Source organism: Mammaliicoccus sp. Dog046 (assembly GCF_034039665.1).
Classification (GTDB): domain Bacteria; phylum Bacillota; class Bacilli; order Staphylococcales; family Staphylococcaceae; genus Mammaliicoccus.
The window spans coordinates 479829-506433 of the sequence record NZ_CP120131.1 but is presented as its reverse complement, the minus strand read 5'-3'; the positions used below and the strand labels follow the sequence as shown (position 1 = coordinate 506433).

The window sequence follows — 26605 nt, the reverse complement described above, 5'->3', positions numbered from 1 at the left end:
CCTAACTTGTTTGTGTTTCTTTATCCTTAGTATGTTCTATTGTGAATATTAACAGTACAAACCCTATCGCAACTGAAAGAGCTGATACGAAGAACACATTACCAAGTCCAACGATGTCACTCATCAGACCGCCAAGTAAATTACCACCTAATTGTCCAATAACCATTGCATTGGCAAATAGTGTAGAAGCATAACCCGGAAAGTCTGGTAAAATATCTTGAAAATAACTGATCCCTAACCCTAATAAAATAGCGAGGAAGAATGCAAGCGCCAATTGTCCTATTAACATAGCGATGAAGTTATCAAACACACCAATACTAAAGTAATAACCAAATCCAAAGATGGATCCTACCATTAATAATGTCTTCGTCTTAAATTTACTTGCAATTATACCTAATATAATCATAAATGGTACTTCAAGTCCTGCACACAAACTTGCTAAATAACCAACATTTGACTCATCATCTTTCAAGTATTCCGTTACATATAAAGGCATATTTAATGTATACATCCATTGACCTACATGTAATAAAATAAATGCCAAGAACGGAATCATTAAAGTCGGTTCCGCAAATAAGTTCGGTGCTTTTCTTTCAGGAAATTTACCCATTGCATGGTTGATGACTTTTATTGGTTCTTTATAAAAGATAATAAATAAAATGAGTACTGTTAAAAATAGTGCGACAGTCCCACCAAATAGTCCATCATAATCGAACGAACGTAATAATAACGTACCGATTAATGGACCAAATAGGAATCCTAATGAAAATGTTGAACGTAATACCGTGTTCGCAAAGATACTTCTATCTTTATAATCAGACTCATTAATCGATTCACGTGCAGATGCATACATTTGTGGCATCGCTGGTGCAGCTAAACCTTGAAACATCGCATACAAAAGAATAAACAAAATGATTGTATGTATGTAAAAATAAATAGAAAAACAGATTGCCCCCATAATTAATGCTGTGATAATCAAATGTTTTCGGTTAATCTTCCCGCTATCTGAAAATCGAGCTATAATCGAATTGACAGTAAATGAAGCCGTAGCTGCTAATGCCATTAAAATACCATATTGAAATTTAGTCATGCCTAAATGCTGAGTGGCATACAATACTAAGAATGGTACAGTTATGGCCATAGCCATTCCTAATAACCCCATATTTAACGTGAACAGTTTATAATTTTTAATCTGAAACAGTTTAAAGAACATGAATTCACAACTTCCTTTATTTTATTATATGGTTGTACTTTAATGCTTATCCAACATTACGTCAATGCTTAATTGATATATATCGAATCAAGTAGTATACTGAAATACAGATCTTTTTAAAAGGGGACTCTCAAATGCAATATCACATTGACTATATTTCAACAGGTAAAGTTTCTGACGTTACTTTCGACAATCAAAAAACAAAACGAACAGCAATCTTTAAAGAGCCATTTAAAGGAAAAATGTACTTAACAAAAACAGGTTTTACTGAAGATGAGCAAGAATATAAAGGACATGGCGGCATAGAAAAGGCAATTTGTTTTTATAGTAAAGACCACCATCCATTTTGGAATGATATTTTAGATCAACTACCTGAGTATGCAATTTTTGGTGAGAATATAACTGTATCAGGGCTTACAGAGGAAGATTTAAATATTGGTGATACATATCAACTTGGTGAAGCCATCATTCAAGTATCCTGTCCGAGACAACCTTGTGCGACGATTGCACTCAAATATGGAATTAAAGATTTAGTCAAGCGTATGGCTGATAGTGGTAAGACCGGTTGCTATTTCAGAGTGTTACAAGAAGGTTATGTTTCTCAAAATGACCATCTTCAATTGCTCCAATCTTATGAACCTAAACTATCTATTTATGAACTCAATACAACTCAATTTAAAGATAATAAAAATAAATCTCGTATTGAAAACATCTTAAATCATGATGGTATTAATGAAGAAACGAGAAATATATTCACACGATTTTATAACCGACTATAAAAAACAATCTATTCATCACCAGATGGATAGATTGTTTTATTTTTTTCCTATTTCAACATGTTTAATATAATTCTTCAAAACTTCAATAAACGATTTCACCTGCGGCAACTGCATCACATTATGTTCATAACAAATATACGTCGAACGTGTCAGTGGCTTACGCATGATATTTAATTTCTTAATTTCAAATTTATCAGTATCAATATCCCCTATTACTAATTCTGGCAATACCGTTACACCTACACCGTTTAATAATAATTCCTTACAAGTCGCGATTTGATCTACTTTGATAAGTGCATGGTATTCTTGTTGAAAATAATCAGCATACCATTCTTCAATTTGTTTCAAATAAATCGGTTCTGCTTGGAATTCAATCATAGGCAACAAATGTAAATCTTGTTTTTTACTTTTCGGATAAATAAAATAATGTTGTTCATTTAACAATAAATCATTTTGAACGTTCATGACTTCATTTCCTCTAACAACCATGACGTGGAAATCATTTTGACATGATTTAATGTGTTCACTGGATCCGATTTGTAATTGAATATCTACATTTGGATATAGATTCGTATATTCACCAAGCACTTGTGGCAAGATTGTTTGTCCGATTAATGAAGAAACACCGATTGAAATACTACCGTTTACTTCACCTATTTTCGAACTGATCTTGTCTAATAGTAAACGTTCTTCTTTTAACATCTTTCTTGCATGTTCAATCACAAGTAATCCTTCGTTTGTTGTTATTAGTTGTTTTTTTGTTCTAATAAAAATATCAATACCGAAGAAATTCTCTATAGATTTTAGTCTTTGGCTCACAGCCGGTTGTGATATGTAAAGAATGTCTGCCGCTTTGCGTAAAGTCTTTACATCTTCTAAAGTTACAAGCAATTTATAATCGTCTACTTTCACATGACACACTCCTTACTTTGATTATATTATAACATGATTTTTATATAGCGACTTTGAAAGTCCAAATGCATTTTTAAGTAAAATAATAATTTTTTCAATCATAAATTGAAACTCATTTCATAATTCGTTATAGTTGAGCTTGTACATAAATAGAGAAAGGATTTTATCATGTTAATTATAGAAATCATCAAGTATATTTTTCTTGGAATTGTACAAGGTGTGACTGAACCCATTCCGGTTTCCTCAAGTGGTCACCTCGTCATGGCACAAGAATTTTTAGGTCTACATACGGATGGGCTAACTTTTGAAATAGTAGTCAATACCGCTTCATTAATCGCAGTACTCATCTTATTTAGAAAAGATATCATCGAACTGATAATAGACACACTTAAATACATTAAAGGCGACCGTACAGAAGTTGTTAAGAAAAACTTCCAACTTGCCATGTATGTCGTTATCGCAACAATACCTGCAGGCGTATTAGGTGTCATCTTTAAAGATATCATCGGAGATACGAAAAGCGTCATCATGGTTGGTATTATGCTGATCGTAACAGGTATCGCTTTATGGTTTATTAAAAACAAACGCGGACAAAAATTAGAACGCGATCTATCACTGAAAGATGCAATCATTGTTGGTTTATTCCAGGCAGTAGCATTAATTCCTGGATTAAGTCGAAGCGGTGCAACAATCGTCGGTGCACTAGGCGTTGGTATGAATCAGAAAACAGCCTTTAAATTTTCTTTCTTACTATACATACCAGTAAGTTTAGGTACAGCATTACTTGGATTTAAAGATATAATCGATTCACCACCAAATTCTTCATTAATGATATCGTATGTATTTGCATTTATTGCATCACTTGTAGCAAGTTATTTCTCATTGAAATGGTTACAAGGCATTATGGAACGCGGACAATTAGGTATATTCAGTAAATACTGTTTCATTGTCGGACCATTAGCAATTATATTAGCTTTAATATTTTTATAAATAAGAACTGGGACACATTACAACATGTGTCTCATTTTTTATATTAAGTTGCAATAAAGATGAGGTTTAGAGATTATTCGATGCCGAGATATCGTGCGTTCCGGGTCCAATCGCACGAAGACTTTGGAGTTTGGCCGAGATATCGTGCGTTTCAGGTCCAATCGCACGAAGACTTTGGAGTTTGGCCGAGATATCGTGCGTTTCAGGTCTAATCGCACGAAGACTTTGGAGTTTGGCCGAGATATCGTGCGTTCCGGGGTCAATCGCACGATATCTTTTATCTATATACTAAAAAAACTGAGACACAGTGTCTCAGCTCTATTCGAAGTAACATTCCCGTTTATTTCGCATTCATTATTTCATGGAAGCAATATCTAATTTTCTTTTCTATGCCTTTGAAATCTGTTTCTAATTTAAACATGATTTCATGTGCTGTTACATATGCTTTATGATATTGTGCTTTAGATATTTTTTTCTCTTTAAGCATTCTTTCTAGATCATCTTCATCAACTAATTCATACTCACCCGACTTCGGTATGACTAATACATCTAAACATAAGTCCAGTGTTCTAGCATTACCAGGTTGCGTGATGTTCCTCAAATTCACATCAAAATAATACTGCACTGGTTGATTTTGTTTATTATACATTACAGTTATACTGTACGGTTTCTTCTCAGGCAAAATCTGCATCCATTTATACCCATTATCCGCTACTGTAATTTCTTTATCTACAACGTCCACTTTTAAAGTTTCTTTCACTTCTACCATCGTAACGAGTCCGACTAGCCCTTTAAAGTGGTTCGTATCCAGTACAACTTCTTTATAATCGCGTTTAAGGAGACGTCGCCAATGACGTTTGTCTATATACTTCACTTTCACAAGTCACCAACTCCTTTTTTACATTATATAAAAAACCTTGCCCGTTTCAAAGCATTAGAGATGTGTTTTTCAAAATAAATTATTTTCCACGAAAAAAAACACTAAGATTATGAATAAAATAATCTTAGTGTTTGTGCTTTGTGTCTTGAAAAAATTTCAATATATTGTGCAACTTTGTGTATTTTTTACGTTGTTACTCGTGTGAAATATAATGTGATTTTCCTTTTAAGAATAAACTTAAAACAAGAGCAATCACACTGAATAATGTCGCAACCCAGAAGGCATCGTTAATACCTTGAACTGTTGCTAATTTATTAAGGAATTCAACTAAAGCAGATGTACCTGCTTGTTCTCCACCTACAGAATCTGATAGTGCTTTTACTTGTTCTTGAATCATTGGATTTGTTGAATCAAGGTTATCAGACATATTCGCTAAATGTGAACTTGCATTTTGCGTCATAACTGTTACAAGTATTGCTGTACCGATTGATCCTGCTAATTGTCTTACTGTATTACTAATTGCATTACCATGTGGTATTAATCTTTGTGGTAATGCGTTCATACCTGCTGTCATAATTGGCATCATGATAAAGCTCATTCCGAATGAACGTACGATATAAATTACTAAAATCGTTGTATATGGTGTATCCATATTCAATTGTGTCAGTTCATAAGTCGCGAACGTCATAATTGTTAATCCGATTAAAGCTAATGGTTTAATACCAATTGAGTCTAACATTTTACCAGCGATTGGACCCATAATACCCATAAGTAATGAACCAGGTAATAATAGTAAACCTGAATCTAATGGTGAGAATCCACGTAAGTTTTGTAAGTACATTGGTAGAAGAATCATTCCACCGAATAAACTCATTGTTACGATTACATTGATTACAGTTGTTAATGTAAATCCAGAATATTTCAATGCAGACATATCTAACATTGGTTTATCCATTCTGATTTCACGGATTACAAATAGTGCTGTAAAGATCACACCCACTATTAATGATATAGTTACTGTCGCTGAAGACCAGCCATCATTACCCGCTTCACTAAATCCATATAACAACATACCGAAACCAATGGAACTAAATATAATACCTGGCACATCTGGTTTTGGATTTGATGTTTGTTGATAAATCTTGAACCAGAAGAAACTGATAAAGATAGCAAGTAAGCCAATGCCAAACATACCATAGAACATTACGTTCCAATGATAATTTTGTACGATCCAACCTGATAACGTCGGACCAATTGCTGGTGCTAATATAAATGCAACACCCAATGTACCCATAGCGGCACCACGTTTTTCAGGTGGGAAAATCGTCATAAATACATTCGTACCAAGAGGCATTAATATACCTGCACCTATCGCTTGAATGACACGTCCTGTCATCATTAACGGGAAGTTAAATGAAATGGCACATAGTAATGATCCAATCGTAAAGAGTGTCATTGCTATTAGGAATAATCTTCTGTACGAATATTTACTAATTAAGAAGGCACTGATTGGTATCAAAATACCATTTACAAGCATAAATCCTGTCACCAACCATTGTCCGGTTGATGTTGATACACTAAATTCATTATTAATGACTGGTAATGCTACGTTCAATAATGTTTGGTTCAATATTGCGATGAACATACCGAACAATAAGGCTAACAGTATTTTATTTCTAGAAACACCTTTTCCAAAAACAAAATTCACATGTTGTTTCTTAATTTGTTCATTAATTGGTTCATCTTCATTTAGTTCTGCACCACGATCTTCTAAATCATCGTGTGCTTCTTCTGTTTGAGCGTCATGTTCTACTTCAGAATTTTCTTCGTTTGAAGTTGTCGCAGCTGTCTCTGATACAGACGCTTGCTTTTCTTCTTCCATTTTTTCATGACGTGTAACTGGTTGTTGATCCGTTTTTGAATCGTCTTTTGATTGTAAATGTGATGTTTCTTTCACTTTTGAATCGTTAGATTGATTTTTTGATACGGATTTATTCTTTCTGCGTTTAACTACTAATGCATTAATTCCTATCCATAGAAGGATTGCAATAATTATATAAGCCACCGTAAAGGTTGATGTCATTATACACCCTCCTTAATTTTTATGGATTCGAACTTCAACATTCATTCCTGGAACAACATTTGTTGATGGCTTAGAATCAAATGTGATTTTCACTGGAACAACTTGTGTCACTTTTGTATAGTTTCCATTACTATTTGATGAAGGCATCAATGAGAAACTTGATGCAGTTGCTAATCCAACATGAGACACTTTACCTTTAACGCTAGCTTCTTGACCATCAATAGTAACATCAACAGCCTGTCCTTCTTCTACATCTTTAACATCTGTATCGTCAATATTTGCAGTTACATATAAATCATCAAAGTTATATGCGTATGCGATTGGTGAACCAGCTTGTACTAAACTGTTTTTTGAAGCTGAAGTTTTAACGATTGTACTTTTAGATGGTGCGTCGATATCCATTTTTTGAGATTCGCCGTTGTCACCTTTTCCTTCTACTTCTCCGATTTTGTCACCTTTACCGAATTCTTTACCTTCTTTAGCATCGAAACTAGTTAAGTTTCCTGATACTGGGCTTGCAATTTTAATTTGCTCACCGTCTACTTTTGCATTTTCTGTTTTAACATAATCCGTTGCTTCACTATAATAGTGGAAACCTACTAGGCCGATAGCCACTAAAATTACTATAGTGATAACATTTACAAGTACGATTTTTTTCATTACTCTTTTTCCTCCAAATTTCAATGATTTATCTATTATATGACGTGTCAAACATTATTTAAACCAACAAATTATACAAGTTTGTCGGGTTAAATTAACAAAAAAATCAGATATTTGTTCATAATATATTCATTTTTGAAACCAATATTAATGTATATTCTTCTGGATATTTGATAAAATGTACATTATGTATTTATTAGAGGTGAACTATGAAAAAACATGCGAGACAACTAATTACGAGTAACATGGTTTACTTGTTAGAACATTATCATTTTGATGAAATAACAATTAAAATGTTATGTGCAGAATGTGGCATTAATCGTTCAACTTTTTATGCCCATTTTAAAGACAAATATGATACATACTCAGAAATCAAAAAATTCCATATGACTAATTATGAAACTTTAATGGATAACATCGAACAGTTACTCATCGATCATCCTGACGATCGACATAAATATATTAAGCAATATTTTGTAAATATCTTTTATTATGTAAGTAGACACCAGCGATTTTTCACTAGCGTATGTGTTGCTCATCCTGAAAGAGAATTTATAATAGATTTCATTAAATTAATCAGAACAAGATTTGAACAATTAATACTACGCATTAGCTCTATACAAGATATTAATTTCTTTCTTGATTATACTGTAGGTGGACAAATTGCTTCTATTTATAGTTGGTTAAAAAATGGATGCGAAGAAGAATCAGATAAGATGGCTGATATTATGTATCGTAATATTATTAAGATGAATAGATAATATAAAGCGGCTAGGACAACTTGATTGTGTCCTAGCCGCTTCTTTATATTGATTGATAATCGTATTTCATTAAAAACTTGATAGTCCAGTTTTTTCTTGTATACGATATAATACCTTTTTCAACAGTGATTCATCTTTATAGTCACTATATTGTGATGTCATCTTATGATTTTTATTGTTCCATTCATCATTAAATGTGTTTGATAATTTTTTAAATGGTTTACTATCTTGCTTACCTTTTATAATAATATCCGATTCAAGGTTATAATCACCGATATTTCTTTTTGTTAAATTAGCAGAACCTAAGATCATTGTTGCATCTTTATTCTCATGTTGTTCCATCAATAAATATTTCGAATGGAATTGTTCGCCGTGTGTGATTGCCCATCGTACTTTAATATTACCATTTGAGCGATTAATTAATTCACTCGCTACAGGTTTATTAGGTACACCATTTTTCTTTCTACCAAAAGCATCTTTATTAATATCTAAGATCAGTTTAACATCTACGTTCCTCTTAGATGCTTTAACGAGTTCATTAACAACATCTCTATCTGACAAATAAAACATACCTATTGAAAGACGATCTTTAGACTGAAGCTTTCTAATATGTTTAATCATTTGTTCTTTGATTTTTCCTTCTGTTGCTAATTGTACACTGTAATCATCATCGTCGTCCCAACTATTTTCTTTGATGTTAAAGTCATCTGCCGAATAGTGTGCCCCACTCATATTTGCGACAGCTAATTCAGATTTAATCAACGATTTTTGTAATGGACCTGTAAACCGGACGCCTACATTTTGATGATAACCACTAGAATCGTGTGGGTTACTTGTTAAGACCATACCATGTTTCTCTGTCACAAGTGTCTTTCTATGATTTGCTTTCAAGTTAAATAGATCAAGATACCCTCTAACTGTTACATTCGGTGCTTGCTGACTCAATGGGTTTCTTAACATACCGTTTTCACTATTACCAAACCATTGTCCAAAAGTACGATATCCGCCTGAATATATAGGGTTCACATCTCTTAATTTTCTTAAATTAGTGTAATGTACCTCGATGTTATTCTCTTTTAATTCTTTAATATTTGGTGGCGTGTATGAACCATAGAATGTATTAAGAGGATCAGTCACCACAATAATTCTCATGTTTGGATTGGATTTTTTCTTCGCAACGAGTGACTTTGTCAATCGGTCTGCGATGTTTGGATATGATCTGTCATCCATTTTATATGCATTAAATAGGAACATATCCATGATGATAAAGTCATCCGCTTCTTCGATTGTTTCATTTACTTTATCAAATATTTCTTGTTTTGCCTTTACTTTATTTCCAGATTGATAAGTCACATCCGTTAGTAATTCTAAATTATTTGTTCTCGATTCTGGACTTAAAGTAGAAACATTATGTGGTAGAGGCTTAAACACATGATAAATAGAAACAATAATAACTAAAATCAAAAGCGCACATAACAGCCAAGATATGTATTTTTTCTTGAATTTACTTTTTTTATCTTTAGATTTAGATTTTTTTCTCGACTTTGTTATAGCAGGTTTCTTTTTAGTTTTTTTTGTATTACTTTTAGATTTAATTTTATTCTTGTTTGCCAAAAGTTTATTTCCCTCCTTTTATTTTTTATTATAACAAAATTTAATTGACAACGATGTATGACTTTGATACTTTTAATGAATATTAAATTATTCAGAATTTTTTGAGTATATACATAGGAGTGAATCACATTGGGAGAACAAATAAGACCTTTTCGTGCAGATCACGTTGGTAGTTTATTGAGAACGGAACCTTTGAAAGAGGCACGTAAACAATATTCAAATGGCGAGATTTCAGAAGATGCATTACGTAAAGTAGAAGATCAAGAAATTAACAAAATCATTGAAAAACAATTAGAAATCGGCCTAAAAAGTATTACTGACGGTGAATTCAGACGTTCATACTGGCACTTTGATTTCTTAGAGAACTTAACTGGCGTTGAAGACTATGAACCAGAAATTGGTTTAACTTTTAACGGTGTTGAAACGAAAAAACATGATGTTAAAGTTGTCAGTAAAGTCGAATTCAATCCAGAGCATCCACACTTTGAACATTTCGATTACTTACATAAACAGGTGAATGGCAGAGCCGTAAGTAAAGTTTCTATACCTAGTCCGAACCAACTCTTCCATCCAAACATATTAAATCATGACATTTATCCTGATATTTATGAATTTGCTAAAGATGTTTCAGAAGCATATCGTCAATCTATCTTGAAATTCTATGACTTAGGTTGTCGTTATTTACAAATTGATGATGTTTATTGGGCAGGCCTTGCTGCTACAGAACAATTAATTAAGAATAGAGAACGCACTGAAGACGAGAAGGAAGAAGCGATTAAATTAGCTGCAAAAGTAGTCAATGATTCATTAGCAGATTTACCTGAAGACCTTCTTATTACAACACATATTTGTCGTGGTAACTACCAATCATCTTGGGCAATTTCAGGTGGTTATGAACCAATTGCTAAAGAATTATTCACTGAAAAATTACAAGGTTTCTTCTTAGAATACGATGATAATCGTTCTGGTGATTTCGAACCTTTAAGACATTTTGATAGAACAGATGCCTATATCGTATTAGGACTATTCACTTCAAAAACAGGTGAACTTGAAGACAAACAAAACATCTTAAACAGACTTGATGAAGCAACACAATATGTTGCCAAAGACCAATTATGCTTAAGTCCACAATGTGGATTTGCATCAACTGAAGAAGGAAATATTTTAACAGAAGATGCACAATGGGAAAAATTATCATACGTTATAGAAACAGCTTTAGAAGTATACGGCGAACTATAACAAAATGAGGCTGAGACATATATTATGTCCCAGCCTCATTTTTATTCTTCAGATGCAAATGCATACTTTCTGATTGCTTCTTCATGTTGTGGATATAAAGGTAATAACTCATCTTGTGTAAATAATTCGAATGCTTCAAATTGAAATCCAGGTGCACACATACATCCTACTAAAGCATAATCATTATCACCTTCAACTGTTGAAGCAAAGATAACACCTTTAGGTACAAGTGTTTGTAGTACATCGCCATTTTCAACATTTGGTCCTACTTTGACCTTTTTATATTCACCAGTTGGATATATCATATGCACTGTCAACGTCTGTCCAGCATGATAATACCAAACTTCATCTGATTGAATTCTATGAAAATGAGATATATTATCTTTCTCTAATAAAAAATAGATACTTGTAAATAACGCATTTCCACTTTCTAGTGATTGATTAGATTTGATCACTTCTCTATAATAGCCACCTTCTGGATGTGCTGAAAGTTGAAGTGTTTCAATCCATTTCTCTTTATTCATCATATGATAACCTTACAAATCTACATTGTGGAAGACTTGTTGTACATCTTCTAATTCTTCAATAGCGTCTACTAATTTTTCAAATGTTTCTTGATCTTCTTCAGATAATGTCACTTCTGATTGTGCTAACATTGATAATTCAGCAACTTCGAAGTCTTCTACACCATTTTCTTTTAGTACATTTTGAACTTGTGCGAATTGATCAGGTTCAGCATAGACGATAGTTAATTCTTCTTCTTCAATTACATCTCTAACATCTAAATCTGCTTCAAGTAGTACTTCAAAGATTTCATCAGCAGAGTTACCTTTAAATGCAAATACAGCTGTATGATTGAACATGTAAGCTACTGAACCAGAAACACCCATGTTCCCACCATTTTTACCAAATGCTGCTCTCACATCACTTGCTGTACGATTAACGTTGTTTGTTAATGCATCTACAATAAGCATTGAACCACTTGGGCCAAATCCTTCGTAACGTAATTCATCAAAGTTTTCTTCTGCTCCGCCTTTTGCTTTTTCAATTGCTCTATCTATAATGTGTTTTGGAACAGAATAAGTTTTAGCTTTTTCTAATACGAATTTCAAGTTTTGGTTAGATTCTGGATCTGGTTCACCTGATTTAGCAGCAACATATATTTCACGACCAAATTTCGCATATATTCTACTCGTATTTTTATCTTTTTGGGCTTTTTTATCCTTAATATTATTCCATTTACGTCCCATAATTCCATCTCTCTTTCAAAGTGAGTTATTTAACATACTTATTATACAATATTGCATCAATCTCGCAAAGTTTGCCGTTCAAAAAAAGTAAGCCCTGCACCTGTATAACATCGGCAGAGCTTACTTAGTTTTATATTAATCCTTTAAAATACTCGCAAGTCTTAAGATATGCATGATGATATTTAATAAGTTAATAAATAAATTGAATCCCATTTCTCTAGGTGAGAAGTTCCCCAATTTCATTCTATTAAAATCATAAACAGTATACAGCAAGAACAAGCCAAGACCAATTACTGAAATAACAGTATGGAAAATTGGATTATTTATGAATAAACCAACAAAACTTGCTACGATTAATGCGATTAATGTTACGAATAAATATTTTCCTAAACCAGATGCATCGTCAATCATGAAATAACCTAATATTCCAAATGCCGCAAATGCACCGATAGCTAATGCAATATTTCCATAAAATGCTTGCGTGCCTAATGCACCAAGATAATACATAAATGATGTATATGAAAGTACACCTATTAAGAATGCAAACACATTTGAAATCAGTCCGCTAAATTTTCTAGAAGATTTTACAAAAAGTGAAATCATTATTAATGCAAATAAACCAATTGATATTGGTAAATATAATGCTGGTGGTACAAATTGTCCTATATAAGTACCGACACCAAATATCACCCAATAATATAAAAAGTATAACCATGTTTTTCTAATCGCTGAGCCATGTGAATCACTAGCGCTATGGGAATCATAATGTTGTTCATAACTCATTCGTAATCATTCCTTCTCTTAAGTGATACCAACATTTTACATCGTATAGCATCACTTTTCAAACATGAAGACATCACCCTTCTGTAACATTCCATTCACATACATATTTTTACATATCGAAAATATCCCATTCCCACAAGTTTTACGCTTTCATTTCACATAAACTCGTCATTCATCAATTATTGTATTTTCATTACAAAGTGATGACATAGAGTACTTCTATAACGATTTTTGTTACCATTACTGGTATCGAAGGATTTATATATTTACAGATAACTGTTTCTATACATTTTACGATAAACGAGGAGGATAAGCCTTTGAAAAAATTTGCATTCGCAGTAACAGCAGTTTCAGGTGTTGCAGCATTAGCTACACATCATGATGCAGACGCATCTACACAACATACTGTAAAAAATGGTGAGTCTTTATGGCAAATAGCCGATCAATATGGTACATCTGTTGACCAACTGAAATCTAATAACAATATTTCAGGTAACATGATATTCCCAGGACAAGTCATTACTGTAAACGGAAGTAGTTCAGCTGGAGGAAGTGGCTCTCAAGATAGTACAAGTACAGCAACTTCAGGTTCTACATACACAGTGAAAAGCGGCGATTCATTAGACGTTATCGCTCAACAACATGGTGTTTCAGTTGACCAACTTATGAATTCAAATCAATTACAAGGTTATATTATCTATCCTGGTCAAACATTAAAAATTGCTGGTGGAAGCGGAAGTGAAACTGCAACTACAACAGCAAGTAATACACAACCAACTCAAACAACTGGCAATCAATCATTTAATGACCAAAATTTATATGACTGGGGTCAATGTACATATTATGTATTTGATCGTAGAGGACAAGCTGGAAGTTCAATTAGTACATACTGGGGAGACGCTAAATATTGGGCAGGCGCAGCACAAGCTGACGGTTTCCGTGTAGATAGCACACCTGCAGTCGGTTCAATCATGCAGTCAACAGCTGGACAATATGGACACGTTGCTTATGTTGAATCAATCAACGCTGATGGAAGTTTGCTTATTTCTGAAACAAACTACAATACACCACCAGGCGTAACAGACTACAGAACAATACCAGCATCAGAAGTTTACAACTATTCATACATTCATTAATAACGAAAAGGTTCAGACTTAAGGTCTGAACCTTTTTTCATTTTATATAGAAGTTTGGGATACGACTCTTGGATTAACTTTGGAATTAACTCACGACTTACCTCATCTCTTGGATTAACTTTGGCGTTAACTCACGACTTCGGCTTTCTCTTGGATTAACTTCGGAGTTAACTCACGACTTGGCCCTTTTCTTGGATTAACTTTGGCGTTAACTCACGACTTCGGCTTTCTCTTGGATTAACTTCGGAGTTAACTCACGACTTTGGCCATCTCTTGGATTAACTCTGGCGTTAACTCACGACTTTGGTCATCTCTTGGATTAACTTTGGAATTAACTCACGACTTTGGCCATCTCGTCGCTTAATTCAAAAGTTAATCTACGACTTACCCAATCTTGTCGCTTAACTACAAAGTTAATCTACGACTTCACTCATCTCGTCGCTTAATTCAAGAGTTAATCTACGACTTTGGCCATCTCGTCGCTTAATTCAAAAGTTAATCTACGACTTACCCAATCTTGTCGCTTAACTACAAAGTTAATCTACGACCGTCCCTATCTCACATTAATCAAAAAACACTATAAATATCAAAAAACACTATAAATATCAAAAAAACGCCTGAGGTAATATATACCTCAAGCGTTTTTAAAATTTTTTATACAAATAACGCACAAATATGGTAAATGATAAATGCAAGTAAGATTGAAACTGGTAATGTAATAATCCAAGTAATAATCATTCTTTGTGCTGTTGTCCATTTAACACCTTTAACACGTTGTGATGAACCTACACCTAATATTGAAGATGATACAACATGTGTTGTTGAAACTGGTAAATGGATAAATGTTGCACCAAATATTACTGCAGCTGATGATAAATCTGCTGCTACACCATTAGCTGGGCGTATTTTCATAATATTTCCACCAACAGTTTTAATGATTTTCCAACCACCTACTGCTGTTCCTAATCCCATTGCAGTCGCACAACTAATTTTAACCCATAATTCAATATCAGTTGTAGATTGCATGTTTGCAGAAATAAGAGCCATTGTGATGATACCCATTGCTTTTTGAGCATCATTTGTACCATGGGAGAATGCTTGCAATGCTGCTGTCCCGATTTGTATAAATCTAAAGTTTCTATTTGTTTTCGTTAAATTATTATTTTTAAACACTACTTTAAATATAGAGTACATAATAAAACCAACGATAAACGCAAGAATTGGAGATGCGATTAACGCTAATATAATTTTCGAGAACCCTTGATAGTGTAATACACCAAATCCTGCTGATGCGATTGCTGCACCTGCAATTGATCCTATAAGTGCATGTGACGATGAACTTGGAATACCGAAGTACCAAGTGACTAGGTTCCATGTGATTGCTGAAAGTAATGCAGCTAAAATAACTATCGAACCATTCTCTAATTTAAATGGGTCAACAATATCTTTCGCAATTGTCTTAGCTACACCTGTAGCCATCAATGCACCGATAAAGTTCATAACGGCTGCGAGTAAAATTGCATGTCTTGGTTTAAGTGCTTTTGTAGATACTGCTGTTGCGATAGCATTTGCTGTATCATGGAAACCATTAATAAAGTCAAAAAGTAACGCACACACAACAATAGCTACGGTAATAATGAGTAAACTATCCATGTTTAAAACTCCTTAGCTATTTTTCATAATAATTTGTTCTAGTTTGTTTGCTACTAATTGACATTTATCTGCAACGTCTTCTAATGACTCATAAATATCTTTAACTTTGATTAATGTAACTGGATCTGTTTCACTATTGAATATATATTTAATAGACTGTCTTAAAATACTGTCACAGTTCGTTTCATATTCTTTAATGTTAATAGAATGTACGCGGATATGTGAGAATTTCTTCTCAGCAACAAGCGTTACAGCGATTTCGATTTCTTTAACAGCTGCTTGAATATTCTTAACAAATTCAGCCATATACTCGTCTGAATAGCTAATTGAATACATTTCAAACATTGCTGAAGTTTCTTCCATTTCATCTAAAACATCATCTAAAGCGTCACAAAGTTCTAAAATATCTTCTCTTTCGATTGGTGTAATAAATGTTTGGTTCAAATCCGTAATCATTTGGTGCATTAAATCATCACCATTAGACTCATACGCTTTTATTTTATCTGAATAAGCTTTTAGATCGAATTCAGAGTCAAAATCCATTTCTCCAAATTCTACTGATGCACGGCTTAAATTCTCAGCTATCGCTTCTAGCTGGATACCAAACTTATCCTTCTTCTTATTAAACATTAGTAATCCTCCCAAAATATACATCTTAAATTCTTATAATTACTCTTTCATTGTACTCTTTCAAATTCAATTCTACCACTATTATTAAGCTAATTTTAAATATTTAACTGAATTGTAAACTTTCCGAAAACTCAAAGTTCACATTGATATTTTATACCATAAAAAAAGACTAATGACAAGCATTAGTCTTTTAAAAATTTAAAGTACATGTTGTATAACCCGCTTCGAATGTACATAGCCTAAAATCGCAAATAGGATATAAATAATCGAGTATAATGTCATCACAATAATAACAGGCGTATAGAAAGATTGTCCAAATATGAACCATGCTGATTTTGCAGCAAAATATCCATGACACAATCCAATGATTAGTGGTAACGCAAAATTAAAACCAATTTTCAATGCAATACCTTTAGACATATCTTTCGATGTATAACCTAATTTTCTTAATATACTATAATTAGACACTTCATCTTCAGTTTCATCTATTTGTTTAATATAAATGATGCATCCTGTTGATAACAAGAAGGCAATGCCTAAAAATCCAAGTATAAATAGCATTAATCCGAGACTACTTTTCGCTGATTGATATACTTTAAAATATGATTCAGACAAATCGTTTTCGGTTTTCACTTTATCAAATATTTTATCTGCTTGTTTACTTTCAGCACTATTTTTAAGATTAACACCAAATTGCTCATTTATACTTTCATTTTTAGCTTCATGGGTTTTCATTTTATTATACGTATCATCTGACACAACATAAACTGGTGCATTGTGCGTAACGACTATTGATAATACTGGGTCTTTACTAATTGATTTTACTTTAAGATTTTTTGTTTTGTTATCTAATTCATAACTAATGTGTTCATTTTCTTGAACATCAACCATTTTTTCCAATATATCATTGAAACCGACAACTGCCACTTCATCATTTCTTAAATTTATATCTTTAAAATCTGAAGCTTTAGCAATTGTGGATGCTGAGTTTGAATCATGTTGTGTCGTCGTATCATTTGGAAAATGAAACACTTTTGAATCATCAACTACATAGCGTGTAACTTCAAAGTTTTTTTCTTCGAATTTTATATTTTCATCTTTCAATGCTTGTTTGAATTTCATGCTTGTATCTTTATTTACAAATACATAATCATCAGGTGCAGATCCTCGTGCAGTATCTTCAGCATTATAATAAGAAATATAGCTTAATGATAATAAACCGACTGCTAAGGCTGACACAATAGAAATGATTGTTAACGACAATGCGTTCGTTTTCATTTTGTGCATAATAGAAGAAGTTGAAACAACATCAGTCACACTTAACATGCCTTTTTTATATTTACGAATTGTATTAAAAATTAATGAAATCGAACATCTAAATAATAAGTATGCCCCAACGATTGTTAAAAATAATATTAAAATCATTCTCATGAATAATTGCGTCATACCATTTCCACTGATATTTTCAAATATTACACTAGATAAATAATATCCATATATAATCATTGCGATACCAAAGGCGCCAAATATGAGTTCATATAATTTTATTTTTTTGATTTTAGTATCCGTCGCATTAAATTCACTCATCAAATCTAAAATGGTCTTTCTTTTGATGAATATATAATTCTGAACAGAAATAATAATATAAACTACAAACATTAAGAGCATTGTTTGTAATAATGCTTCAACACTAAAATTCAAATGCGTTTCTTGTTTATAGTCAATAATTTTATATAAAATCATAAATAAAAATTTGGAAGAAAAAAATCCTAAAAATGATCCTATAACTACTGTTAATCCAAACAGTAGAAAATTCTCTAATGCAAATATTTTAAATACTTCTCTTTTCGTCATACCGATGAGTTGGTACAACCCTATTTCTCTTGAACGTCTTTTGATGAATAGTTTATTAGCATAAAGCAAAAACACAACAATGATTACGACTAATATTGTTATACCTACTTTAATTGCCGCACCTGGTTTAACGCCACCTTGTAGACTACTCAAGTCATCTGAATATTTCAAAGTCGTAAATCCAAAAAATAGCATCACACTTATCGTAATGGAGAACACAAACATACTATAGTGTCGGATATTACGCCTTAAATTTTTAAGCACGATATGATTAAAGGTCATTGATAACACCACCTAACACGCTTTGTGTTTTGATGATTTCTTTATAAAATGCCTTTCTATCATCTTCTCCTTTATATAATTCAGAATAAATCTTTCCATCCTTCAAGAAGATAACACGATTAGAATAGCTAGCTGCAACTGAATCATGCGTGACCATTACAATTGTAGATTGTGTTGTTTCGTTAATTTGATTCAATTTATTTAATAAATCTGATGCTGATTTGGAATCTAAAGCGCCGGTTGGTTCATCAGCAAAGATGATTGAAGGCTGTCCTATAAATGCTCTTGCTGCAGATGTTCTTTGCTTTTGTCCTCCAGAAATTTCATTAGGATATTTATTTTTTATATCGCTAATACCAAGCGTGTTACATATACTTTCAAATCTTAAACGTGCTTCTTGCTTTGAAATCTTTTGAATCGTTAATGGCAACATAATATTCTCTTGTACAGTTAACGTATTTAATAAATTATACTCTTGAAAAATAAAACCTAATTCTTTCTTTCTAAAATTAGACATTTGTTTATTATTCATGTCTTGTAATTGATGCCCATTGATTTCAATACGACCTGTTGTAGCATAATCAATTGAACTTAACACATTAAGCAATGTTGTTTTACCAGAACCTGATGGCCCCATAATGCTTATAAATTCACCTTTTTCTACTGTCATATCTATTTTCTTTAATACTTCTTGTTGATTTTTTTTAGAACCATAAATTTTCACGAGTTGTTCAGTCTTTAAAATACTCATTTATAAAACTCCTTTGAAATTTGTTTATAACTTAATCTTATAGACAAATTCAGTATGGTTCCTTCGAATCTTCATACATTTTATCGTTTTGAAGTGACATTTTTGTCACTTGCTTGTTCAAGCGAAGTATAGTCATTAGGATTAGGAAATGTCAGCGCAACTGTTGTACCTTCTCCGTAAATAGATGTCACGTTAACGTTAATATGTAATTCATTCGCAATTTCTTTTACTAAATAGAGCCCCATACCTGTCGCTGTCGTTTCTCTTCGATTAGTCGTTGACGTGAATCCACGTTCATAAATTCTAGGTAAGTCTCGGGCTAAGATACCTCGTCCATAATCTTCTATTGATAAACATATTTGTCCATGGACGATAGATGTACGAATCGTGATGTCTCCATTTTCCGTATACTTCAATGCATTATTCAATATTTGTCTAATAACTGTACGGCACCATTTTTCATCCGTATATACATTTTGATTTTCTAGTAATAATTCATAGCCAATGCCTTTAGACATACTGATATTTCTAGATTGTTGAATTTCTTTGATCACCATATCTTTAATGGAATAATGATCAAAATAAAAATCATTACTTGTCGATGTTAACCTTCGAATATATAACTGTTGATCGAGTAAATAATCTATACGACTCCATTCAAAAAATAAATCGTCTTTCAATTCTTTATCTTCTACTTGATCAAGTATTAATTTCATCGCCGTGATTGGTGTTTTCACTTCATGTATCCAATCCAGCAAGTCATTTTTAGTAAATTGAATTTCATTATTTTGTTCATGAAGTGTACGCTCTGCGTTCTCATTATAATTTCTTATGTAATTAAATATAATGTGTTCGTAAGCCGAATGATTTAAACCTTTATGTTCAATTTCTTTTATTGAGACATTATCCTTTAACGCGCTATAAAAACGCGTCTCACGAGAATAAATCAACCAAATAAACAAAATGAAAATAATTAAATTTAAGCCTAGTATATAGAAAGCGCTTGTAGTTGATACAGCAACGTCTAACCAACTCATCAACACAATCACCAGTTGCAGAAGAATAAACAGCAAGATCCAAGCTAATCTTTCTTTCAAAAATTGTATTAACATACTACCCCTCCGGATCATGCGCAATATAGCCTTTGCCTACTTTTGTTTCTATAAAATGATTGAGCCCAAGTTCAGCTACCTTTTTTCTTAAACGGTTCACATTCACTGTTAATGTATTATCGCTCACAAACTGTTCATCATCCCATAGCGCAGTGATGATTGTATCTCGACTAACAATTTCATTTTTATGATTCAGTAAAATCTCTAAAATAAACATTTCATTTTTAGTGAGTGAAACTGTTATATCATTGCCTTCAATAATGTGTTTTCCAAAATCCACACGTGCTTTATTCCAATATTTCATTCTCGGTTCTTCTTTATTATATTGATACACTCTACGATAGATTGCTTGTAATTTAGCTACGAGTACTTCTGTATGAAATGGTTTTTGAATAAAATCATCCGCCCCAAGTTCCATACTCATTACTTGATCCATCGGGTGATCTCTTGAAGATAGAAAAACAATTGGTAAATTAGAATGATTTCTAATCATACGACACCAATAAAATCCATCATATTGAGGTAATTGAATGTCTATAATAACTAAATCTGGTTCAATATCTTGATACTCTTTAAATACTAAGCTAAAGTCATTGATACCATAAACAGTCCATCCCCATTTTTCAAGCTGTCTCTTCATTATGTTAAATAATGTTTCGTCATCTTCTATTATTAGTAATTTCATATTATGCCTCTTACTTTGTATATTTTTTTACTTCTCCGTCTAACATACGCAATTGAAAATCTTTTATTCTACAGTCTACCTCAAAGCCTTTCATCGTAACATTATGAATTGGTGCTTGAGATAAATAATATATACTCCATGGAATTCTCGGTACATAATTAAATAAATGCACCATAAATTCGTTCGTCCAAGTGAGCTTTCTAAATTCTAACATACCGTTATCTTCAAACTTATTCACAGATAATGTTCCACCAACAACTTTAAATTGGATAACATTCGGGTCAATACTCGGATTGATGCGTTGTAGTTTAAGAATAGATTTCTTTCTATTTTTAAAATGAACGTGATATGTATCCCCAATCAATTCTGTCGTCACTAATGTCCCACTTGTTTCTTCTAACCAATTAAAATAATGTGTTACAGCATCTTCTAAATCCCATTGATATGGTAATGGCATTCGATCAACACTTCTTACATCATCGTATTTAGATTTTTGTAATTCAATAGAAACAGCTGGCCTTCTTATGGTTTGTTCTGTCACTTCAACTTCTATCCCAGTTGAAGATAATATTTCAATTGTTTCTTGATCGAACGGTGAACCTGGGATATAAATAATTTTCTTTACTTGATTTGCTTTACACGCTTTAGCCATGTTGTCACTAGCTATCATATTCAAATTTCTTGCCATACTTTGCGTCAGTTTTGCAGATTTTTTATTCGCATCTAAATAGTAAATAGCAATATCAATGTCTTCTAATGCTGCTATCATATCCTTCAAGATATAAATATCACATTGTCTCCAATTCACATCGCTATCTGTCATATCAGCTTCATATTTTGTAATTGTATATAATTGACCGACGTCCTTTAAAGTTGTGATTAAATGCTTGCCTATATAGCCTGAACCACCAGAAATAAAAATATTTGCAGTCATATGTCGCACTCCTTGTATTCAATGTTTACAAATGTGTTATAATATTTATTACTTATTGTATATTTACCATTAATATACCACTGATTGAAATTTATAAATAGAAATAGGAGACATTTTATGAAAGAAATCATACGTGAGATTCGAATTAACGATGTTGAAAACTTCAGCAAACTGTTAGATAGTGTCATTAATCAATCAGAATACCTTTTATTTAATCCAGGTGAACATCAAATTTCAATACAAAACCAAACTTTATTTTTAGAAGAAATGATAACAACCTCTAATTCAACAATTATTATTGCTGAGTTAAACGAAACATTGATTGGATATGCAACGATTCAAGGTGGCAGAACAAAACGAAATCGCCATGCTGCTAAAGTTGCAATGGGCATCCTACCTTCATTCAGAAATAAAGGTATTGGTTTTAAATTATTACAGGAAACTGAAGCTTGGGCAGTTAAACAAGAACTGCATAGACTTGAACTTACTGTAGTAACTGAAAACGAACCTGCCTATCGTCTATATGAGAAATTTGGCTTTAAAAATGAAGGCAAAAAAGAAGATACGCTATACTTTAATGATAGATTTTATGACGAATTTGTCATGGCAAAATTATTATAAAAAAAGACAAACTAAACACATTTAAATGCTTAGTTTGTCTTTTTTAGTTTTCTTTAATTACAGTTTCAGAATCTTGGTTTGCATTATTTTCATAAGGAGACTGATTCGTATTTGCACCTAAGAACATCATTACACTATTGTATGTTTTTTTAGATTCTTTTAAGTTCATATGGAATTGATATTGGTGTCGTAAACCATGTGTGCCATCAAAGAATGATGTCGTTGTTTCTATTCCTTGTTCTTTCAGCACTTTATCAAATTCCCTATTTTGTGGATCAAATGGATCTGCATCTCCTACCGTTAAAAATGTAGGTGGATAATGTTTCGTTACTTGTTCCACAGTAGATAATTGATTAATCTGTGCAAAGTTATGGTCCCATTTTTTAGAACCTGTATAGCTTGTCATAAATAAATCAATTCTTGGAAATTCAGTACTTCTTACTGTTTGCATATTATATAATCCACCGAACAATATCGCGCCTTTTAAGTTCTCCGTTTTTATGATCGGTTTCATATCCATTTGTTGTTGCAATCTTGGATTCGTTTGAATAGCAACAAACTGACTTGCAATTTGAGCACCAGCAGAATCTCCACCATACAAGATTTGGCTATCATCTATATTAAATTTATCTTTATATTTCAATGTATACTTCGTTGCTTGTTGTAATTGCTTAATTGGTGTCGGATATTGAGAATCCGGAGCTAAAGCATAATTTACATTCACGATGATATAACCTTTTTCAGCAATTTGAGCTAAGTATGGATTCTTATGTCGCTTATCTCCTGCGATAAACCCACCACCATGTGTCCAAAAAATAACTGGTAATTTTTTGTTTTTATTCATCTTCGATGGCATAATAATATCCATTTGACTGTTAGGTGCTTGATGCCCGTATGAAACATCTCGTATTAATTTCACTTTTTTATTGTTAAGTAATAATTGATTTGCTCTTTGCGCTTCCAATGCCATTTCTCGTTGCTTTTGTTCTTGGTACTTATTGTAAATATAAAAGCAACTCACAACAACGATGATCGCAATAGTCAAAATCAACAATCTTCGTTTTTTCCTTTTCATATGTTCACTTCCTCATGTAAGAAGACAGTTTAACATATTCAATTATTTTATGCGATATGTTTTTTATTGTCTTTTTTTCTAGAAATATATTTTACAACAATTGCAATACATATCAATAAACCTACTACACCCATAGCTGGATACAATTTATCAATTAATGCCGAGAATCCAACAAAGCTTAATGCATAAGCTAATAACATAACAATAGTTAGTAACACGATATATTTTTTCGAAAATGGTGTTGTAAATCGTGCAGTAAATGAATACATCAATCCTAAAATAGTATTATACATAACCATCAACATGATCACTGACAATGCCAAACCTATAATAGGTGAAATTTCACGTGCAAGTGCTAATGTTGGTATTTCTATATTTTTAATTGATGGGTATTCTGCCAACAATCCAGAATTGATAAGCGCTAATAATACTAAATATATAACGCCACCAATGACGCCACCTAAACCAGATACTTTTCGTTTATCCGCATCTCCACCAATAGCAATTAATGTACTGAAACCGACTGAGAATGCCAAGCCCCCATAAATAAAACCTTGAGCGATTCCCCAGAATAAACTTGGTTCTTCAACAGTATTATTAATTTCTGAAATACCAATACTTCCATTTAAGAAGAAATAACCAGCAATAATTAATATTACCGCTATAAGAAATGGTGTTACAACACCTAGTGCTTTAACGATTTTATCGAAATCCAAGAGTAACGTCACATAGATAACCACGCACATAATTAAAGCGCCTAACCATGTTGGTACACCAAAGCTTTCTTGAAAGGCTGACCCCGCGCCAGCAATCATCGTGACGGATATACCAAATAAGAAGAAAATTAAAACATAATCAACGATGATGCCCCATTTACCAAATAAATATTGAATTGTAGAACTATGATCGTCCGCATCTAATGCCGTACCGATTTTTGCAACTTGTCTCCCGAAAAATGCAAGCATAATACCAGAAATGAGTACGCCTAAATAGCCATAAAGTCCATAATGTGTGAAGAATTTCATGACTTCTTGTCCCGTTGAAAATCCTGCTCCCACTACTACTCCGACATAGGCAAAACCAATTTTTGTTGCTTCTCTTACATTTGACACAAAAGTTCCTCCTCAAAAAAATTGTTCAACATTTATTATTTTACCCACATTATCCGAAAATATTCCATATATGAAAAAGAATAACATAAAAAAACAGGCATCTTTTTCAAGAAAAGATGCCTGTTTCACACTAAGTGTAAACTTATTATTGTTGTTTTTCTTCAATCGATTGACTGTAATTCGCTCTCGTAATCGTGAATCCTACGAAAATTGTTAAAGCTAATAATACAATACCAAACCAATATGAATGGTGTATACCAATTGTCATAGCATGATTAATTTGTTCTGTAGTAGGACTCGCGATGCCTTCAAGTGCTGACTTTTGTCCACTATTCATAATACTAACAAATATCGCGATACCTAATGCTCCACCAATTGGTTGTAACATATTAGATACAGCTGTACCATGTGGATACATTTCTTTAGGTAATGCATTTAAAGCATTTGTATTTGCAGGCATTAATACTGCAGAAATACTGATCATTAAAATAATATAAACTAAAACAAAAATCCAAACTGAAATACCTGGGTGAATCATTGAGTAAAATATCGTCACACAAAGTAATACAATCAAGCCAGGAACTACAAGTTTTCTTGGCCCTACTTTGTCGAATATTGCTCCCATAAATGGTGATAAGAATCCATTTAATAATGCTCCTGGTAATAATATTAATCCTGCAATACGTGCACTGAACTCCATTGGCCCTTGTAAATACATTGGCATAACAATTTCAGACGCAAACATTGTCATAATAACAACGACAAAGACTATAACACCTTTGGTATAGTTATGATATTTGAAAACTTTTAAATCGAGTAATGGTTCTTCTAATTTTAGTTGTCTCATCACAAATAATGCCATTGCGATAATACCTATTACTAAAGTAATGATGATTTTTAAATTTGTAAATCCGCCTACTGTACTGCTGACAGAAGATACACTATATATTATTGAAGCAATACCAATAGTAGATAGAATAATTGAAGGGATATCCACTTTAGGTTTTGTAATCTCTCCAACATTTTGTAAATACTTAAATGCAAAGATAAATGTGAATAACATGAAAGGTACAACGATTAAGAATAACCATCTCCAACCCATGAAATCAACAATCACTCCGGATAATGTTGGCCCTAAAGCTGGTGCAAACATAATTACAAGACCAAATTGTCCCATCACTTTTCCACGTTCTCTTTCATTATAAAGTAAAAGCATCGCATTCATAACAGTCGGGATCATTAAGCCAGTCCCTGCTGCTTGAATCATTCTTCCTACTAATAACATTGGGAAATTAACAGCCAAACCTGCAATTAACGTTCCAATTGTAAATACCGTAATTAAACCTAAAAACAGTCTTCTCGTTGTAAACCACTGATTAACTACTGCGGACAACGGAGTTAATACACCCATCACTAACATAAATCCTGTTGCCATCCATTGAACAGTTGGTGCGTCTACATGAAAGACTGTCATTAATTCTTTTAAAGCTATATTCAATAGTGTTTCATTTAAAATCATAAAAAATGTTCCGACTAAAAACACAATCATAATAATTCTTCTTTTTAATTTATTCTCCATTCATTTCTCCTAAATTT

At 32.6% G+C, this 26605-nt stretch carries 25 protein-coding genes; 6 read left to right on the top strand and 19 right to left on the bottom strand.

Annotation, left to right across the window (positions count from 1 at the left end; translation table 11 throughout):
* Position 1 precedes the first annotated feature (1 nt).
* Entirely contained in the window at positions 2-1213 is a 1212-nt protein-coding gene (locus P3U32_RS02395) for a sugar efflux transporter (protein ID WP_323704011.1), read from the bottom strand.
* Between the two features lie 134 nt (positions 1214-1347).
* Between P3U32_RS02395 and P3U32_RS02390 the strand changes: the two genes are divergently transcribed.
* The gene (locus P3U32_RS02390) at positions 1348-1992 is read left to right on the top strand and encodes an MOSC domain-containing protein (RefSeq protein WP_323704010.1); all 645 of its coding nucleotides are present in this window, start codon (positions 1348-1350) and stop codon (positions 1990-1992) included.
* Positions 1993-2028: 36 nt separating this feature from the next.
* Here the strand turns inward: P3U32_RS02390 and P3U32_RS02385 are convergent, their stop codons facing one another.
* On the bottom strand, positions 2029-2904 hold the full coding sequence (locus P3U32_RS02385) for a LysR family transcriptional regulator (RefSeq protein WP_323704009.1): 876 nt from the start codon (positions 2902-2904) through the stop codon (positions 2029-2031).
* Positions 2905-3072: 168 nt separating this feature from the next.
* On the opposite strand from P3U32_RS02385, the gene P3U32_RS02380 reads away from it, so the two are divergent.
* A complete protein-coding gene (locus P3U32_RS02380; RefSeq protein WP_323704008.1) occupies positions 3073-3894 on the top strand; it encodes an undecaprenyl-diphosphate phosphatase in 822 nt (273 codons plus the stop codon).
* 340 nt (positions 3895-4234) lie between these two features.
* On the opposite strand, the gene P3U32_RS02375 is transcribed toward P3U32_RS02380, so the two are convergent.
* The 3 genes from P3U32_RS02375 to P3U32_RS02365 form a co-directional block, all read right to left on the bottom strand.
* Positions 4235-4774 carry a ribonuclease FAU-1 family protein gene (locus tag P3U32_RS02375; RefSeq protein ID WP_323704007.1) on the bottom strand — a complete coding sequence of 180 codons (540 nt, stop codon included), beginning with the start codon at positions 4772-4774 and terminating at the stop codon, positions 4235-4237.
* A gap of 193 nt (positions 4775-4967) precedes the next feature.
* A complete protein-coding gene (locus P3U32_RS02370; RefSeq protein WP_323704006.1) occupies positions 4968-6857 on the bottom strand; it encodes a DHA2 family efflux MFS transporter permease subunit in 1890 nt (629 codons plus the stop codon).
* A 12-nt stretch (positions 6858-6869) separates the two neighbouring features.
* Positions 6870-7517, bottom strand: a complete 648-nt coding sequence (locus P3U32_RS02365; RefSeq protein WP_323704005.1) for an HlyD family secretion protein — start codon at positions 7515-7517, stop codon at positions 6870-6872.
* A 209-nt stretch (positions 7518-7726) separates the two neighbouring features.
* Here P3U32_RS02365 and P3U32_RS02360 point away from each other — a divergent pair, with 209 nt between their 5' ends.
* Positions 7727-8278 carry a TetR/AcrR family transcriptional regulator gene (locus tag P3U32_RS02360; RefSeq protein ID WP_323704004.1) on the top strand — a complete coding sequence of 184 codons (552 nt, stop codon included), beginning with the start codon at positions 7727-7729 and terminating at the stop codon, positions 8276-8278.
* 69 nt (positions 8279-8347) lie between these two features.
* Here the strand turns inward: P3U32_RS02360 and P3U32_RS02355 are convergent, their stop codons facing one another.
* A complete protein-coding gene (locus P3U32_RS02355; RefSeq protein WP_323704003.1) occupies positions 8348-9892 on the bottom strand; it encodes a phospholipase D family protein in 1545 nt (514 codons plus the stop codon).
* 129 nt (positions 9893-10021) lie between these two features.
* Between P3U32_RS02355 and P3U32_RS02350 the strand changes: the two genes are divergently transcribed.
* Complete coding sequence (locus P3U32_RS02350; RefSeq protein WP_323704002.1) at positions 10022-11131, top strand: 5-methyltetrahydropteroyltriglutamate--homocysteine S-methyltransferase; 1110 nt, start codon at positions 10022-10024, stop codon at positions 11129-11131.
* Between the two features lie 41 nt (positions 11132-11172).
* On the opposite strand, the gene P3U32_RS02345 is transcribed toward P3U32_RS02350, so the two are convergent.
* The 3 genes from P3U32_RS02345 to P3U32_RS02335 all read right to left on the bottom strand — a co-directional run bounded on the left by P3U32_RS02345 (position 11173) and on the right by P3U32_RS02335 (position 13164).
* Entirely contained in the window at positions 11173-11655 is a 483-nt protein-coding gene (locus tag P3U32_RS02345; protein ID WP_323704832.1) for a cupin domain-containing protein, read from the bottom strand.
* A 12-nt stretch (positions 11656-11667) separates the two neighbouring features.
* Entirely contained in the window at positions 11668-12381 is a 714-nt protein-coding gene (locus P3U32_RS02340) for a YebC/PmpR family DNA-binding transcriptional regulator (protein WP_323704001.1), read from the bottom strand.
* A gap of 135 nt (positions 12382-12516) precedes the next feature.
* Positions 12517-13164, bottom strand: coding sequence for a Bax inhibitor-1/YccA family protein (locus P3U32_RS02335; RefSeq protein WP_323704000.1), 648 nt, complete (start codon positions 13162-13164; stop codon positions 12517-12519).
* Positions 13165-13481: 317 nt separating this feature from the next.
* On the opposite strand from P3U32_RS02335, the gene P3U32_RS02330 reads away from it, so the two are divergent.
* Positions 13482-14300, top strand: coding sequence for a LysM peptidoglycan-binding domain-containing protein (locus P3U32_RS02330; RefSeq protein WP_323703999.1), 819 nt, complete (start codon positions 13482-13484; stop codon positions 14298-14300).
* A 654-nt stretch (positions 14301-14954) separates the two neighbouring features.
* Here P3U32_RS02330 and P3U32_RS02325 read toward each other — a convergent pair.
* From P3U32_RS02325 to P3U32_RS02295, 7 genes are all read right to left on the bottom strand, one after another.
* A complete protein-coding gene (locus P3U32_RS02325) occupies positions 14955-15953 on the bottom strand; it encodes an inorganic phosphate transporter (protein ID WP_323703998.1) in 999 nt (332 codons plus the stop codon).
* 12 nt (positions 15954-15965) lie between these two features.
* Positions 15966-16583, bottom strand: coding sequence for a DUF47 domain-containing protein (locus P3U32_RS02320; RefSeq protein WP_323703997.1), 618 nt, complete (start codon positions 16581-16583; stop codon positions 15966-15968).
* Between the two features lie 198 nt (positions 16584-16781).
* On the bottom strand, positions 16782-18608 hold the full coding sequence (locus tag P3U32_RS02315; RefSeq protein ID WP_323703995.1) for an ABC transporter permease: 1827 nt from the start codon (positions 18606-18608) through the stop codon (positions 16782-16784).
* A gap of 100 nt (positions 18609-18708) precedes the next feature.
* Entirely contained in the window at positions 18709-19470 is a 762-nt protein-coding gene (locus P3U32_RS02310) for an ABC transporter ATP-binding protein (protein ID WP_323703994.1), read from the bottom strand.
* Positions 19471-19550: 80 nt separating this feature from the next.
* Positions 19551-20582: a sensor histidine kinase gene (locus tag P3U32_RS02305; RefSeq protein WP_323703993.1), complete on the bottom strand. Its 1032-nt coding sequence runs from the start codon at positions 20580-20582 to the stop codon at positions 19551-19553.
* Position 20583: 1 nt separating this feature from the next.
* Entirely contained in the window at positions 20584-21267 is a 684-nt protein-coding gene (locus P3U32_RS02300) for a response regulator transcription factor (protein ID WP_323703992.1), read from the bottom strand.
* 10 nt (positions 21268-21277) lie between these two features.
* Positions 21278-22201 (bottom strand): NAD-dependent epimerase/dehydratase family protein, encoded by a 924-nt coding sequence (locus P3U32_RS02295; protein WP_323703991.1) that lies wholly within the window; start codon positions 22199-22201, stop codon positions 21278-21280.
* Between the two features lie 117 nt (positions 22202-22318).
* On the opposite strand from P3U32_RS02295, the gene P3U32_RS02290 reads away from it, so the two are divergent.
* The gene (locus P3U32_RS02290) at positions 22319-22822 is read left to right on the top strand and encodes a GNAT family N-acetyltransferase (RefSeq protein ID WP_323703990.1); all 504 of its coding nucleotides are present in this window, start codon (positions 22319-22321) and stop codon (positions 22820-22822) included.
* Positions 22823-22865: 43 nt separating this feature from the next.
* On the opposite strand, the gene P3U32_RS02285 is transcribed toward P3U32_RS02290, so the two are convergent.
* The 3 genes from P3U32_RS02285 to P3U32_RS02275 form a co-directional block, all read right to left on the bottom strand.
* Complete coding sequence (locus tag P3U32_RS02285) at positions 22866-23897, bottom strand: alpha/beta hydrolase (RefSeq protein WP_323703989.1); 1032 nt, start codon at positions 23895-23897, stop codon at positions 22866-22868.
* A 47-nt stretch (positions 23898-23944) separates the two neighbouring features.
* Entirely contained in the window at positions 23945-25009 is a 1065-nt protein-coding gene (locus P3U32_RS02280) for a YkvI family membrane protein (protein WP_323703988.1), read from the bottom strand.
* Positions 25010-25154: 145 nt separating this feature from the next.
* Entirely contained in the window at positions 25155-26588 is a 1434-nt protein-coding gene (locus P3U32_RS02275) for an MDR family MFS transporter (RefSeq protein ID WP_323703987.1), read from the bottom strand.
* Positions 26589-26605 lie beyond the last annotated feature (17 nt).